Annotated in this window: 14 protein-coding genes; 9 read left to right on the forward strand and 5 right to left on the reverse strand. The window is 68.5% G+C overall.

What is annotated here, in order from left to right:
• Window positions 1-68 precede the first annotated feature (68 nt).
• The 4 genes from PV764_RS15340 to def form a co-directional block, all read right to left on the reverse strand.
• Window positions 69-1,790 (reverse strand): ArnT family glycosyltransferase, encoded by a 1,722-nt coding sequence (locus PV764_RS15340; RefSeq protein ID WP_019183589.1) that lies wholly within the window; start codon window positions 1,788-1,790, stop codon window positions 69-71.
• 26 nt (window positions 1,791-1,816) lie between these two features.
• Window positions 1,817-3,160, reverse strand: coding sequence for a 16S rRNA (cytosine(967)-C(5))-methyltransferase RsmB (gene rsmB / locus PV764_RS15345; protein ID WP_421117029.1), 1,344 nt, complete (start codon window positions 3,158-3,160; stop codon window positions 1,817-1,819).
• 1 nt (window position 3,161) lies between these two features.
• Window positions 3,162-4,085, reverse strand: a complete 924-nt coding sequence (gene fmt / locus PV764_RS15350; protein WP_019183587.1) for a methionyl-tRNA formyltransferase — start codon at window positions 4,083-4,085, stop codon at window positions 3,162-3,164.
• Between the two features lie 99 nt (window positions 4,086-4,184).
• A complete protein-coding gene (gene def / locus PV764_RS15355; RefSeq protein WP_019183586.1) occupies window positions 4,185-4,697 on the reverse strand; it encodes a peptide deformylase in 513 nt (170 codons plus the stop codon).
• A 126-nt stretch (window positions 4,698-4,823) separates the two neighbouring features.
• On the opposite strand from def, the gene PV764_RS15360 reads away from it, so the two are divergent.
• The 9 genes from PV764_RS15360 to PV764_RS15400 all read left to right on the forward strand — a co-directional run bounded on the left by PV764_RS15360 (window position 4,824) and on the right by PV764_RS15400 (window position 14,314).
• The gene (locus PV764_RS15360; protein WP_070426038.1) at window positions 4,824-5,954 is read left to right on the forward strand and encodes a LysM peptidoglycan-binding domain-containing protein; all 1,131 of its coding nucleotides are present in this window, start codon (window positions 4,824-4,826) and stop codon (window positions 5,952-5,954) included.
• Between the two features lie 74 nt (window positions 5,955-6,028).
• Window positions 6,029-7,168 (forward strand): DNA-processing protein DprA, encoded by a 1,140-nt coding sequence (dprA, locus tag PV764_RS15365; RefSeq protein WP_019183584.1) that lies wholly within the window; start codon window positions 6,029-6,031, stop codon window positions 7,166-7,168.
• A gap of 42 nt (window positions 7,169-7,210) precedes the next feature.
• Entirely contained in the window at window positions 7,211-7,684 is a 474-nt protein-coding gene (locus tag PV764_RS15370; RefSeq protein WP_019183583.1) for a DUF494 family protein, read from the forward strand.
• Window positions 7,685-7,722: 38 nt separating this feature from the next.
• Window positions 7,723-8,475: a pilin gene (locus PV764_RS15375; RefSeq protein WP_019183582.1), complete on the forward strand. Its 753-nt coding sequence runs from the start codon at window positions 7,723-7,725 to the stop codon at window positions 8,473-8,475.
• A gap of 45 nt (window positions 8,476-8,520) precedes the next feature.
• Window positions 8,521-9,429: an RDD family protein gene (locus tag PV764_RS15380; RefSeq protein WP_019183581.1), complete on the forward strand. Its 909-nt coding sequence runs from the start codon at window positions 8,521-8,523 to the stop codon at window positions 9,427-9,429.
• A 194-nt stretch (window positions 9,430-9,623) separates the two neighbouring features.
• Complete coding sequence (locus PV764_RS15385) at window positions 9,624-12,125, forward strand: DNA topoisomerase I (RefSeq protein WP_421117030.1); 2,502 nt, start codon at window positions 9,624-9,626, stop codon at window positions 12,123-12,125.
• Window positions 12,126-12,227: 102 nt separating this feature from the next.
• On the forward strand, window positions 12,228-12,788 hold the full coding sequence (locus PV764_RS15390) for a Sua5/YciO/YrdC/YwlC family protein (RefSeq protein ID WP_421117031.1): 561 nt from the start codon (window positions 12,228-12,230) through the stop codon (window positions 12,786-12,788).
• A 43-nt stretch (window positions 12,789-12,831) separates the two neighbouring features.
• Window positions 12,832-13,635, forward strand: coding sequence for a DUF4124 domain-containing protein (locus PV764_RS15395; protein WP_019183578.1), 804 nt, complete (start codon window positions 12,832-12,834; stop codon window positions 13,633-13,635).
• Window positions 13,636-13,660: 25 nt separating this feature from the next.
• Window positions 13,661-14,314 carry a DUF4124 domain-containing protein gene (locus PV764_RS15400; RefSeq protein WP_019183577.1) on the forward strand — a complete coding sequence of 218 codons (654 nt, stop codon included), beginning with the start codon at window positions 13,661-13,663 and terminating at the stop codon, window positions 14,312-14,314.
• 112 nt (window positions 14,315-14,426) lie between these two features.
• On the opposite strand, the gene PV764_RS15405 is transcribed toward PV764_RS15400, so the two are convergent.
• Window positions 14,427-15,203, reverse strand: coding sequence for an SDR family oxidoreductase (locus PV764_RS15405; protein WP_019183576.1), 777 nt, complete (start codon window positions 15,201-15,203; stop codon window positions 14,427-14,429).
• Window positions 15,204-15,286: the final 83 nt, after the last annotated feature.

Here is a 15,286-nt window from a genome sequence, read left to right on the forward strand (position 1 = left end):
GCACTGGACGCGACCGGCGCCCACGGTCCTGCGGTTCCCGCCCGGGCAGGCCGCCAGCAGTGCAGACCTCACTCATCGCCATCGATCCGGTGCAGCGCGCGTTCGCGCTCCTGCTCTTCGGCGCTGGCCACGCAGGGGCCATGGATGTCACCGGGCCTTACCAACCACCAACGCCGGCGGTTGGCGACCCCGGCCAGCTCGGCGCTGGTGCGGTCCACACAGGCCAGCAGTGCGTCTTCCTGCACCAGCAACCAACGCTGCTGCGGACGTGCCGCCTGCCAGGCGACGCCATCGCCCAGCTGCCGGTCCCAGCGTCGGTTGAAACCGAAGGTGGCGGCGTCCCGGTCGGCCATCAGCAGATTCTGCTCTTTCCAGGCGACCAGGCCCAGTTCGGCGTCTGGACCGATGCGCTGGCCGACCTGCTGCATCAGGCCGCGGGCGGAACTGGAGTCGTTGAACAGCGGGTAGCCGATCAGCCCGAATGCGACCCAGGCCATGGTCAGCGTCGCCACCACGGCCAGGTGGAAGCGGCGCACGCCGGCGATGCACAGGGTGAGCACGGCCCAGCAGCCGAGTGCGACCGCGACCCAGCCCAGGCCGGAGGTCACCGCGGTATCGATGCCACGGTCGAGGATCAGTTTGCGTTCGAAGCCCGGCTGCCCGACCAGCATCGACATGCCGATGCCGAGCAGGCCGGCCGCCAGCAGGGCCACGAAGCCGCCCAGCAGCCACTGGAGCGCACGCTTGCGCAGCAGCCCCGGCAGCAGCGGTGCCAGCGCCAGGCAGAACATCGGCAGCGCCGGCAGGATGTAGACGTCGCGCTTGCCGTTGGGGATCGAGAAGAACAGCACGATCAACAGCCACCACACCAGCGGCAGCAGGTAGCGCGCATCGCGCCGCTGCAGGCGCCGGCGCCAGGCCGGGATCGCCCACGGAATCGCCAGGAAGCCGGGGATCCACATCGAGGGCATCGTGCCCAGGAAGTACCACCACGGCTGGTGGTGATCCCAGGACTGGGCATAGCGTTTGGCGGTCTGCCGGAACAGGATGTCGTCCAGGTAGGCCCGGTACTCGGCCGAGCCACTGCCCAGCGCGGTCACCACCATCGGCACCAGCCACAGCGCGATCGCCAGCACGAAGGCCAGCGGGCCTAGCCAGAAACGCCAGTCGCGGCAGTGCAGCTTGACCCGCGGCCAGCCGAGTACGGAGGCCACCGCCGCCGGAAGGATCATCAGCAGTGCGATCACGCCCACGCCCTTGGTGATCACCCCGAGCCCGGCGGCGAACCAGCCCAGCCACCACCAGCGCCACGCAGGGCCACTGAGCAGATGGCGCAGCAGGCCGTAGTTGGCCAAGGTGATGAAGAACACCACCAGCGGGTCGATCTGGGCCTTCTTGGACTGGAAGGTGAAGTGCAGCGCGAACAGCAGCGCCCAGGCGGCATACAGACCGACCCGCCGCGTCCACAGCCGGCGGCCAAGGTCGTAGACACAGGCCAGAGTACCCAGCGCGGCCAGCAGCGAGGGCAGCAGGAACGCCACGCGCCAATCACCGATCAGCGAATACAGCGCAGCCTGCGACCACATCAGCATCGGTGGCTTGTCCGAATACAGCTCGGTGCCCCGGTGCGGGAACAGCCAGTCGCCGCTGTCCACCATCTGCTTGGCGACCAGCGCGAAGCGGGGTTCGTCGGACGGCCAGGGATCGCGCATGCCCAGGCCGGCCCCCAGAACGAGCAGGGCCATCAGGGCAAGCAGCCAGAACTCTCGGGATGCGCGGTGGTTAAGCATGGGGCGGGATTCTAGCTGGGTTCGGTTCAACCCTTCTTTAGCAGACGCGCATAGAAGAAGCCGTCAGCACCGTCCTCACCCGGCAGGCGCTGGCGACCGGCCCAGGAATCGTGCCCATACGCCTCACCCAGCGGCAGGAAGCCCGCGCCACGCGTGCGCTGCAGGAACGCTTCGACCTGGAACTGATTTTCATCGCGCAGGATCGAGCATGTCGCATACAGCAGGGTTCCGCCGGGAGCGAGCATCGTCCAGCACGCATCCAGCAGGCGTGCCTGCAGCGCGATCAGGGCGTCGATGTCGGTCGGCCGGCGGTGCACCAGCACGTCCGGCTGCCGGCGGATGATGCCGGTGGCCGAACACGGGGCGTCGAGCAGGATGGTGTCGAACAACTGCCCATCCCACCAGCTGGCCGGATCGGTCGCGTCACCGGCCAGCACCTTCGCGTTCTGGCCCACGCCGGTGCGTGCGAACGTTTCGCTGATGCGCTTGAGCCGGCGCGGATCGATGTCCAACGCCAGCAGGTGCAGGGTCGGATCGCGCTCGAGCAGGTGCGCGGACTTGCCGCCCGGTGCGGCGCAGGCATCGAGTACGCGCGCGCCCGGGCGCGGCGCCAGGGCATCGGCCACCTGCTGGGCAGACAGATCCTGCACCGACAGCGCGCCCCCGGCGAAGCCGGGCAGCGCAGTGACCGCGACCGGCACCGGCAGGCGGATCGCATCGGCACCGATGCTGGAGGCTTCGGCAGCGATGCCAGCGGCTTCCATCTGCTGCAGCATCGCCTCGCGGCTGCCGTGCTGGCGGTTGACCCGCAGCCACAGCGGCGCGGCCTGCAGGCTGGCGCTGAACACCGCCTCGGCCTCATCCGGCCAATCCTGTTCGATCTTTTCGGCCATCCACAGCGGGAAGGCATCGCGCGGCGGCAACGGCGGAATGCCTTCGCGCTGGGCACGGCGCAGCAGCGCATTGACCATGCCGGCCTGACGGTCACGGCCCATCGCGCGGGCGGCGTCCACCGTGGCCGAGAGCGCGGCGTGGGCGGGCAGCTCCAGCGCGTCGAGCTGGGCGAAGCCGACCAGCAGCAGCGCACGCAGTTCGTCCTCGCGCACGCTCAGCGGGCGCGGCATCCACTGCGCCAGCGCGGCATCGTAGGCGGCACGGCGGCGCAGCACGGCAAAGCACAGCGCCTCGAGCAGCGCGCGGTCGCGGCTGTCGTCAAGGGTCGGCAGGGCGGTGGCCAGTTCGGCCTTCAGCGAGCGGCCACGGCCGATCACCTGGGCCAGGACGCGCGCGGCCAGCACGCGCGTGGGGACGCCGGGGGCGGTGTGGGCGGTGTACGGGCCTGCAGGCTTGCCGGAACGCGCGTTGGTCATCTCAGGCACCCACGCCGAGGTCGCGGCGGGCGTTGAGGTAATCGGCGGCGGTGATCGCCTTGCCGCCCTCACGCTGCAGCACGCGCAGGCGCAGCGCGCCCTGGCCGCAGGCGATGTCGATGCCCTCGCGCGAGGCCGCCAGCAACGTACCCGGGGCCTTGCCCTGGTTGTCATCCAGCGCGATCGCACCATGGATGCGCACACGCTCGCCGGCCAGCATCGCCTCGGCGATCGGCCACGGGTTGAACGCACGTACGGTACGGGCCAGCGCGTGGGCATCCTGCGCCCAGTCCAGACGGGCCTCGGCCTTGTCCAGCTTGTGCGCGTAGGTCACGCCCGCCTCGGGCTGCGGCTGGGCGATCGGCTTGATGCCCGCGCGCAGCAGGCCCAGGCCGTCGGAGAGCACCTGCGCGCCCAGCTCGGCCAGGCGGTCGTGCAACTGGCCGCCGGTATCGTTGGCACCGATCGCGATGTGCTGCTTGAGCAGCACCGGGCCGGTATCCAGTCCCGCCTCCATCTGCATCAGGCACACGCCGGTCTCGGCGTCGCCCGCCTGGATCGCACGCTGGATCGGCGCGGCACCGCGCCAGCGGGGCAGCAGCGAGGCGTGCACGTTCCAGCACCCGTGGGTCGGGATGGTCAGCACCGCCTTGGGCAGGATCAGCCCGTAGGCCACCACGACCATCAGGTCCGGCGCCAGATCGCGCAGCTGCTGCTGCGCTTCGGGGGTCTTCAGGCTTTCCGGCTGGAACACCGGGATGCCGCGCGCGATCGCTTCGAGCTTGACCGGCGACGGTGCCAGGCCACGGCCACGGCCGGCCGGGCGATCGGGCTGCGTGTACACCGCGACCACTTCATGGTGGCGGGCGGCGGCACGCAGCGAGGACACGGCGAACTCCGGCGTACCGGCAAAGACAATCTTCATGGCGACCCCACTAACAGAAAGTAAAACGGCGCCGGTGTCCGGCGCCGCGCAACAGGACCCGTCGCGCGGTCAGCCCGCGCGGCGGTCTCTGCCCTCACCTCAGGCAACGTGCTTGCGCTGCTTGGCCAGCTTCTTGCGCACCATCTCGCGCTTGAGCGGGGAGAGGTAATCAATGAACAGCTTGCCGTCCAGGTGGTCCATCTCGTGCTGCACGCACACGGCAAGCACGCCGTCGGTGGTCAGTTCCTGGGCCACGCCGTGGCGGTCCAGGTAACGCACGGTGATCTGGTTGGCGCGGGTGACGTCGGCAAAGATGCCCGGCACCGACAGGCAGCCTTCCTGGTAGACCTGGCCGCCTTCGTTGGCGACGATTTCAGGATTGATGAACACCATCGGGGTGTCCTTCTCCTCACTGACATCGATCACCATGAAGCGCTTGTGCACGTCCACCTGGCTGGCGGCCAGGCCGATGCCCGGGGCGTCGTACATGGTCTGGAACATGTCGTCGATCAGGGTCTGGAACGCCGGCGTGGTCACGTCGGCGGCATCGATCAACGCAGCCTTGGTACGCAGGCGCGGATCGGGAAATTCGAGAATGGGCAGGAGGGCCATGGCAAATACCGGTAGGGGGCGCCGGTCGAAGCGGCGTACAGGGCGATTCTATCGCCAACGCTTGCCCCGCGCCCCGGTTTCTGGACTATAGTGCGCGAACCTGTTGGGGAATCAGGCACCACATCTATGTTTGAACGAACTCGTACGGTCGTCGCCGTGGCGATGCTGACCGTTGCTACCTATGCTACCGCCGTGGAAATGAATGGCGGGCACCCGGATACCTATGTCGTGCGCAAAGGGGACACGCTGTGGGATATCTCGGCGCGCTTCCTGCAGAAGCCCTGGCTGTGGCCGGAGATCTGGCAGGCCAACCCGCAGGTCAAGAATCCACACCTGATCTACCCGGGTGACGTGCTCAGCCTGGCCTATCTGGACCGCGTCGTGGCCCAGCCCGGCCCGCGCCAGGAGGCCCCGATCAACGGCGTTCCGCTGGAGCAGGTCGAGCCGTTCCTGAAGCAGCTGAGCGTGGTCGACGAGGTCAAGTCGCTGCCGTATGTGGTCAACCTGGAAGACAACCGCCTGCGTGCTACCACCGGGCAGACCGCCTATGTGCGGGGCCTGGAGAACGCCCAGGTCGGCCAGCGCTACGCGGTGGTCCGCCCGACCGTGCAGTACGCCCTGCCCAAGCCGACCGAAGACCTGAACGCCCGCGGCGACACCACGCCCGGCAGCGGCAATGTCTGGAAAGCCTTCATCGTGCCCAGCAAGCGCCACCAGGCGCTGGGCTACGAACTGGCCCAGATCAACGTCGGCACGGTGAGCCGCGTGCAGAGCGGCGATGTCGAGGTGACCTCGCTGGTGCTGCAGGGCCAGGTCGATGGCCGCGAAGTGCGCGCCGGTGATCGCCTGGTGCCGGTCGAAGCCCGCCCGTACGATCTGCAGTTCGTGCCGCACGTGCCCGCCCCGCAGACCGCCGATCTGGATGTGCGCGTCCTGGCGGTGGCCGACACCTTCACCTCGGGCGGTCCGCGCGATGTGATCGCGATCTCCGCCGGCAGCGCCAACGGGGTCGACAACGGCACCGTGTTCTCGCTGTGGCGCCAGGGCCGCCACGTCGCCCACCGGATGGACTACCCGAACTCGTCGCGGATGGACGATTCGCTGACCAGCGGTGCCGGCCGGGTCACCCTGCCGGACGAGTACGCCGCCCACGCGATGGTGTTCCGCACCTTCGAGAACGTCAGCTACGCGCTGGTGATGGAAGGCGTGAAGCCAGTCCACGTCGGCTATTCGGCACTGCATCCCGATAAGCAGTAAGCGCGGCGGAATCCTACCCTGCCCTCCGACGGCGCCCTAGGGCGCCGTCGTCGTTTGCGCCTCAGGGTAAGCGGATGCCCATCTGCTGCCCTGCCTCCTCCACCGCCCTGCTCACCGTCGTCCTCGCCGGAGGCGCCCTGCCGCCCCGCCTGCGCCTGCTGCGCCAGTTCCCGGACGCGGCCGCGGCGCTGCGCGCCGGTCCGGGCGCCTGGCGCGCCGCCGGATGCAGCCCCGCGCAACGCGCCCGCTTGGCCTTGCCGGACGAAGGCTACCTGGCCCACGGCCTGACCTGGCTGGCAGACGGACGCCACCACCTGCTGGCCCTCACCGATCCGGATTACCCGGCGCTGCTGGCCCAGATCGAGGAACCGCCCGTGGCGTTGTTCGTGGACGGAGACCCGACGCGCCTGTGGCATCCGGCGGTGGCGGTGGTCGGCAGCCGCTCGCCCTCCCCCGGCGGCCGCGAGCACGCGCACGCCTTCGCCACCGCGCTGGCCGGCGATGGCTGGTCGATCATCAGCGGCCTGGCGACCGGGGTCGATGCCCAGGCCCATGAGGGCGCCCTGCAGGTCGCCGGGGGCATGACCGTGGCCGTGGTGGCCACCGGTCTGGACCAGACCTACCCGCCCCGGCATGCCGCCCTGCATGAACGGATTGCCGCCACCGGCGCGGTGGTCAGCGAATACGCGCCCGGGATGCCGGCGAGCCAGGCGCACTTCCCCGCACGCAACCGCATCATCGCCGGCCTCAGCCTGGGCACCCTGGTCATCGAGGCCGCCCAGCGCTCGGGGGCCCTGATCACGGCCCGCTGCGCCGCCGAGGCGGGCCGCGAGGTGTTCGCCCTGCCCGGCTCGATCCGCAACCCACGGGCCCGCGGCTGCCACCGGCTGATCCGGCAGGGTGCGGCGCTGGTCGAGGAGCCGGCGGAGGTGACCGCCGGCCTGACCGCCCTGGCCCAGACCCTGGCCGGGGCCTTGCGAACCCGATTGGACGCCCCCACTGAACAGGCACGACCGGCGCCCGAGCGCGCCCCTTCCTACACCGACCCGGACTACCAGTGCTTGTGGAAAGCCCTGGATCACGACCCAACGGGTATGGATTCACTGATCCAGCGCAGCGGATTGACGGCGGCCCAGCTGTCGGCCATGCTGCTGGTCATGGAACTGGATGGAAAGGTAATGGCCGCCCATGGTCGCTACTGTCGAAAACCCTAGTTTCTTCACCTCCACAGCGTCGTTGACGCAGGCCGAGGGGCAATGAAAGAGAGCATTCTGGATGTCCTGCTGTACCTGTTCGAACACTATTTCAGCGAAGACGCGGACCTCATCCGCGACCGCGACTCCCTCCAGAACGGCCTGATCCAGGCCGGCTTCAGCCCCACCGAGATCAACAAAGCCTTCGATTGGCTGGACGCGCTCGCCGAGCAGCGCCCGGCCGTCGTGCTAGGCCGTGTCAACGGCCCGGTGCGGATCTTCCATGGCCCCGAGCTGGACAAGCTGGACGTGGAAAGCCGCGGTTTCCTGATGTTCCTGGAGCAGCACGGGATTCTCGACGCCAGCCAGCGCGAGCTGGTACTGGACCGTGCGATGGCCCTGGACCAGGACGAACTGGACCTGGACGACCTCAAGTGGGTCGTGCTGATGGTGCTGTTCAACCAGCCCGGGGCAGAGGCTGCCTACGCCTGGATGGAAACCCAGATGTTCGTGGACGAGCCGGAACCGCTTCACTGACCTTACACTGAGCGCCTTGCGCATTCAGGAGCGGGCCGGTGGACCAGTGGTTCTTTGCAGAAGGAAACAGTCAGCAGCGCGGTCCGCTGCCTGCTGACGAGCTGATCGCGCTCTACCGTTCCAGCCGCATCGGGCGCGATACGCTGGTCTGGCGCGACGGCATGGCCCAGTGGCAGCCGCTGGAAACCGTGGCCGCCGAGATCGGGCTGGACCTCGCGCAGGCGGCCGAAACGCTGGCAGCGCCAGCGCCCGGCCCCGCAGTGCCGCCGTCACTGCCGGCCGCGGCGGTCGCCCCCAGCGCACCCGTGCACACCGCCACCCCGACCCCCATCACCGTTCCGCCGCCCCGCAAGGCACTGAGCGGATGCGCGATCGTGGGCATTGTCGCGGCCGTGATCGTGGTGCTGGTGCTGATCGTCGGTGCAGTGCTTGCCGCGATCGCCCTGCCTGTCTACCAGGAGTACGTCGCGCGATCCAAGGCCAGCGACGCACTGGCGACGCTGGCCCCGATCAAGGTCGCGGTCGCCGGGTTCCACAGCGAGCACGGCCGCTGCCCGGTCAACGACGACGAAGGCTTCCAGCCGGCCGAAGGCTATGCCGACGGTGCCATCAGCACCGTGCGGATCGGCCGTTTCAACAACGGCCACTGCGGCGTGGAAGCCCAGCTCACCGTGCCCGGCAACGCCGCGCTGGATGGGAAGCTGCTGTGGTTGGACTACAACGGCGCCGATCATTGGGAATGCAGCGGCGAGCCCGATGACAAGTACCTGCCGCAGGAATGCCGCGGCTGACAACGGACACACGTCCATGGATGCACCCAACAGGGGATTGAAGCAATGACTGAGTGGTATTTCGCCGATGGCCAGGACCGACAGGGTCCGTTGAGCGCAGACGACATGCGCCAGCGCTTCCAGCGCGGTGACATCACCCTGGCCACGCTGGTGTGGCGGGAAGGGTTCGCGCAGTGGGCGCCCCTGTCCGAGGCCGTCGAAGAGCTGCAGCTGCAGAACCTGGCCGCTGCGGCCAGCAACCTCGGCAGCGGCATCGACCTGCGCGGGGATTACACCGCCATCGACAACGGCACCGCCCCGCTGCCCGGCACCGGCGGTGGCACGTACTCGCCGTACACCGCGCCGGCCGCGGCCACCGGCTACGCCAACGCCGCGGTGGTCAACGGCCAGGACGTGGTCTATGCCGGGTTCTGGAAACGCTACGCCGCCTACTTCATCGATTACATCCTGCTCACCGTGGTCACCCTGCCGCTGAGCATGATCATCAACCTGACGGGTGCCGGCTCGGGCAACGAAAGCGTGCAGGTCGCGCTGACCCTGGTGGTGATGCTGCTCAGCATGGTCATCAGCATCGGCTACTACGCCGGCTTCCACGCCTCGCGCGGCGGCGCCACGCTGGGCAAGATGGCCGTCGGCATCAAGGTCGTGCGCGGCAACGGCGAGCGGATCAGCTTCCTGCGCGCGTTCTGCCGCTACCTGGCGACCATCGTCAGCAGCCTGATCCTGATGATCGGTTTCATCATGGCGGCCTTCACCGAGCGCAAGCAGGCCCTGCACGACATGATGTGCGACACCCTGGTGGTCGACAAGTGGGCCTTCACCGAGCATCCCGAGCTGCAGCAGCGCGGCCTGGGCACGGTCACCATCGTGATCCTGGTGCTCGCCGCGCTGGCCATGGTGGCCCTGTTCGGCGTGATGATCGCCATGATCGGCGTGATCGCATCGATGTCCTGATCCGGGCAATCCTCACACCGGGCCGCTTGACATGAGCCGGCCCGGCGTGATTCCACTAATAGGCAGAAAGCTGAACGCCCGGCCCACCCCCGGGCGTTCGGTTTATGTATATCGCCCGCGCCGCTTCACTAATGCGGCCATTTGCTCCACCCTAGCGGCCCTCCCCGGGGCCCTGCCCATAGAATCCTGACGCCATGCCCAAGCACCTGCTCATCGTCGAATCGCCCGCCAAGGCCAAGACGATCAACAAATACCTCGGCAAGGACTTCACCGTCCTGGCCTCGTATGGGCATGTGCGCGACCTGGTGCCCAAGGAAGGTGCGGTCGACCCCGACAACAACTTCGCGATGCGCTACGACCTCATCGAGAAGAACGAAAAGCACGTCGATGCCATCGTCAAGGCCGCCAAGGGCGCCGACGACATCTTCCTGGCGACCGATCCGGATCGCGAGGGGGAAGCGATCAGCTGGCACATCGCTGAAATCCTGCGCGAGCGCGGCTTGGTCAAGGACAAGCCGATGCAGCGCGTGGTCTTCACCGAGATCACCCCGCGCGCCATCAAGGAAGCGATGGGCCACCCGCGCGAGATCGCCGGCGACCTGGTCGATGCGCAGCAGGCACGCCGCGCGCTGGACTACCTGGTCGGTTTCAACCTCTCCCCGGTGCTGTGGCGCAAGGTGCAGCGCGGCCTGTCCGCCGGCCGCGTGCAGAGCCCGGCGCTGCGCATGATCGTCGAGCGCGAAGAAGAGATCGAAGCCTTCATCGCGCGCGAGTACTGGAGCATCGACGCGCTGTGCGCGCATCCCTCCCAGCACTTCAATGCGCGCCTGATCAAGCTGGACGGCCAGAAGTTCGAACAGTTCACCGTGACCGACGGCGACACCGCCGAGGCCGCGCGCATGCGCATCCAGCAGGCCGCCCAGGGCGCCCTGCACGTCACCGACGTGGTCAGCAAGGAGCGCAAGCGCCGCCCGGCCCCGCCGTTCACCACCTCCACCCTGCAGCAGGAAGCCTCGCGCAAGCTCGGCTTCACCACGCGCAAGACCATGCAGGTCGCGCAGAAGCTGTATGAAGGCGTGGCGATCGGTGAGGAAGAAGGCACGGTCGGCCTGATCTCGTACATGCGTACCGACTCGGTGAACCTCTCCCAGGACGCGCTGGCCGAGATCCGCGACGTGATCGCGCGCGACTTCGGCATCGCCTCGCTGCCGGACCAGCCCAACACCTACCAGACCAAATCCAAGAACGCCCAGGAAGCGCACGAAGCCGTGCGTCCGACCTCGGCGCTGCGCACCCCTGCCCAGGTGGCGCGCTTCCTCACCGACGACGAGCGCAAGCTGTACGAGCTGATCTGGAAGCGCGCCGTCGCCTGCCAGATGATCCCGGCCACGCTCAATACCGTCAGCGTGGACCTGTCGGCCGGCAGCGAGCACGTGTTCCGCGCCAGCGGCACCACCGTGGTCGTGCCCGGCTTCCTGGCCGTGTACGAGGAAGGCAAGGACAACAAGAGTGCCGAGGACGACGATGAAGGCCGCAAGCTGCCGGCGATGAAGCCCGGCGACCGCGTGCCGCTCGAGCGCATCCTGGCCGAACAGCACTTCACCCAGCCGCCGCCGCGCTTCACCGAAGCGGCGCTGGTCAAGGCGCTCGAAGAATATGGCATCGGCCGCCCCTCGACCTACGCCTCGATCATCCAGACCCTGCTGTTCCGCAAGTACGTGGAGATGGAAGGCCGCAGCTTCCGCCCGTCCGACGTGGGCCGCGCGGTCTCCAAGTTCCTCTCCAGCCACTTCACCCAGTACGTGGATTACGACTTCACCGCCAAGCTCGAAGATGAGCTCGATGCGGTGTCGCGTGGCGAGGAAGACTGGATCCCGCTGATGGCGCGCTTCTGGGAACCGTTCCACAAGCTGGTCGGCGAGAAGAACGAATCGGTCGACCGCGCCGAGGCCAGTGGCGCGCGCGAGCTCGGCACCGACCCCAAGACCGGCAAGCCGGTCAGCGTGCGCCTGGGCCGCTTCGGGCCCTACGCGGCGATCGGCAGTACCGCCGAAGATGCCGAGGACAAGCCCAAGTTCGCCTCGCTGCGCCCCGGCCAGTCGATGCACACCATCTCCCTGGAAGACGCGCTGGAGCTGTTCCTGATGCCGCGTGCGCTCGGCCAGGACAAGGATGAGGACGTCAGCGTCGGCATCGGTCGCTTCGGTCCGTTCGCCAAGCGCGGCAGCACCTATGCCTCGCTGAAGAAGGAAGACGACCCGTACACCATCGACCTGGCCCGCGCCGTGTTCCTGATCGAAGAGAAGGAAGAGATCGCGCGCAACCGGATCATCAAGGAATTCGAGGGCAGCGAGATCCAGGTGCTGAACGGTCGCTTCGGCCCGTATATCAGCGACGGCAAGATGAACGGCAAGATCCCGAAGGATCGCGAGCCGGCCTCGCTGACCCTGGCCGAGGTGCAGAAGCTGATGGAAGAAACCGGCAAGCCGGTGCGCAAGGGCTTCGGCAAAAAGGCCGCCAAGAAGGTCGTGGCCAAGAAGGCACCGGCCAAGAAAGCCGCTGCCGGTGAAGCGACCAAGAAGACCGCCACCAAGAAGGCCGCGGTGAAGAAGGTCGCCAAGAAGGCCACGGCGAAGAAGGCGACCAAGAAGGTGGCCAAGAAAGCGGTGAAGAAGGCGGTCAAAAAGGCCTCCTGACCCCCTCGGGCAGGTCACGTCACGTGAACCTGCCTGCGGCCGGGTTGACCCCTCCCGCCACGGCGGGAGGATAATGCGGGCCATGCATCCGGCCCGCCTTCCATGAACGAACTCACTGTGGACACTGCCCTGCCCGTGCTGCGCGCGGGCGGGGTGATCGCCTATCCCACCGAAGCGGTCTGGGGCCTGGGCTGCGACCCCGCGCACGAGGCGGCCGTGATGAAGCTGCTGCAGCTCAAGCAGCGGCCGGTCGAAAAAGGCATGATCCTCGTCGCCGCCGATCCGGCCCAGCTGGAAGGGTGGGTGCGGATGGAGGTCCTGCCCCTGGACCGCCAAAGCGCGGTGCTGGCCAGCTGGCCCGGTGCCAATACCTGGATCCTGCCCGCCGGCGCTCGCGCGCCGCGCTGGATCACCGGCGAACACAGCGGCATCGCCGTACGGATCAGCGCCCACCCGCTGGTCGCCGCGCTCTGCCGTGCCTGGGGCGGGCCACTGGTCTCCACCAGTGCCAACCTTGCCGGCGAGCCGCCGGCACGCACGCGTGCCGAGCTGGACCCGCGCCTGCTGGCCCTGCTCGATGGCCTGATCGATGGCCAGACCGGTGGCCTGGCACAGCCCACGCCGATCCGCGATGCGCTCAGCGGCCAGGTGTTGCGCAGCTGAGCCGCCTTTTGCGCGCAGGCAGGCAAACCCGCACACTGGCTGCATGATCCTGCGCCCTGCCCTGTGGTTGGCCCTGCTCGCACTGGTGGGCCCTGTGCTGCCCGCTGCGGCGCAGAACGACAACGTACGCATCTATCGCTGCGTTGGCAGCAACGGCGCCGTCTCGCTGCAGGATGCCCCGTGCCGCGAGGGCCGACAGCAGGTCCGCGACCTGCAGCGCCCACGCGACCCGGCCCCGCAGGTCGTTCGCAGCGACCGCGCGCCCGAGCCGACGCCTGCACCGCGCGCGCCGGACCGCGAGGTGCGGTATGTGCACGTGCAGCCGCCGCAGCCGATGTACGAATGCACCACCAGCGAGGGCGACAGCTACGTCAGCGACAGCAATGAAGGCAATCCGCGCTGGGTGCCGATCTGGACCGAGGCCTATCTGCCGTATCCGCCTGGCCCGAGGCCGCCCTCGGGCAGCCATCCACCCTCACGGCCGTTGCCACCGATCATGCCGATGGGCAGCGGCTCGGTGCGCAGCAGTGGAGGCTCGCTCTCCGTCAGTGGCGGCGGCTCACGGGTCGGCGGCAGCATCAACATCGGCGGTGGCAGCTCGCAGTGGGAAGGCGGTGGCTATCCGTACCCGGGCGTGGGGAACAGCGTGGTGGTACCGGCGGGCAACGTGCTGGTGCGCGATGAATGTCATGCCCTGCCCGCGCAGGAGGTCTGCTCGCGGTTGAAAGACCGGCGCTGGGACCTGATCCGCCGCTACAACAGTGCGCTGCAGAGCGAGCGAGACGCGCTGACCCGCGAGCAGCGCGGGATCGATGCGCGCCTGGACCAGGACTGCGGCGGCCACTGAGCGCGCTGCGCTCTACACTGATGCGATGAAACGACGGTTCCTGCTGCCCCTGCTGTTCGTGTCCTTGCCCGCTGCGGCAGACGAGGCGGTGTTCTTCCGCTGCACCGATGCAGGCGGCAACCTCACCATCCAGAGCGTGGCCTGTCCCGCCGGCAGCGAACAGCGCATCCAGCGGATCAGCGCGCCGGTGCGTGGCGCCGCCGTGGCCGAGGCAGCGCCGTCCGTGCCCACCACCGCGCACACCATGCCACCGCTGCCGCAGGCGGGCGATGAGGACACTGGCCTGCTCGACAGTGCAGCCCTGCGCCCGCAACCGCCGGCGGCCGAGCACGACGCTGCAGGGCCGCCCAAGCCGCCGCTGCCGGACATCTACCAATGCGTCTCCGCAGAAGGTGTTCGTTACCTGCATGAGCGCGAACCGGCCCCGTCACGGTGCGAATCGCTGGCCCTGACCGGGCTGGGTGGCAGCCAGGCACCAGGCAACGCGGCCAGCTGCGAAGTGGTCCGCGATGCCTGCGAGCCGGTCGCCGATGCGCAGCGCTGCAGCAGCTGGCAGCAGCGCTTCCGCGACGCGCGCGGCCGCGAGCGCTTTGCTGCGCCGGAGAATCAGGCCGCTGCAACCGCCGAGCGCGCGCGCCTGGAAGCGGTGCTGGCCGACAGCGATTGCCCGGTCCCGTGACCCGGTTTGCCCGCGTCGTGACTGGATTGACCGTGCGCCATGACCGCATGCTGCCGCGCACCCTGTGAGCTGCCACGCACCCTGTGATCGGTAGTGCCGGCCGCTGGCCGGCTCAGAACCCGTAGCGCAGGAACCCGCCATCCACCGCGATGCACTCACCGGTGACGTAGCTGGAGGCCGGCAGGCACAGGAAGCCGACGGCGGCAGCGACTTCTTCCGGCTCGCCGATGCGCCGCATCGGGGTGCGGTCGATCACCTGCTCGTAGTAATCCGGATCCGACAACGGCCCTGAGGTCCGCCGGGTGCGGATGTACCACGGCGCCACCGCGTTGACGCGGATGCCGTCCTCGGCCCACTCCACGGCCAGGTTACGGGTCATCTGGTGCATGGCGGCCTTGGTCATGCCATACACCGCGCCGCTGCGTACGTGGGTCAGGCCGGAGACGCTGCCGACGTTGACGATGGCCGAAGCCGCATGCCGCGCCAGCAGCGGGTGCGCGTAGCGCGACAGCTCGAAGGCCGAGAACAGGTTGGTCTCGAAGATCCCGCGCCATTCGTCCTCGGTGTATTCGGTGGCCGGCTTGCTGATGTTGCCGCCGGCGTTGTTGACCAGGATGTGCAGCCCATCGCTGTGGTCTTCCACCCAGTCCAGGATCTCGCGGCGGTCTTCATCATCGGAGACGTCGGCGGCCAGGCCGTGGATCTCACGGTCCGGGAAGGCATCGGCGAGCTCGTCGCGCGCCATTTCCAGCGCATCGGCATCACGGCCCACGATCAGCAGGTCCGCACCGAAGCCCAGCAGTTCGCGCGCGATCGCCAAGCCGATGCCGGCGCTGGCGCCGGTGATCAATGCGGTCTGTCCATCCAGTCGCCAACGTTGCGCGCTCACGTGCCTCTCCTGCGGTAATCCATGGAATGCGGCACCGGTCGTGCTGCGCGGATAGGATAACGCGCGATGGCCGGCACGCCGGA

Origin of the sequence: Stenotrophomonas sp. AS1, assembly GCF_048957655.1 — a bacterium.
In the GTDB taxonomy this organism is placed as follows: Bacteria; Pseudomonadota; Gammaproteobacteria; order Xanthomonadales; family Xanthomonadaceae; genus Stenotrophomonas; species Stenotrophomonas bentonitica_A.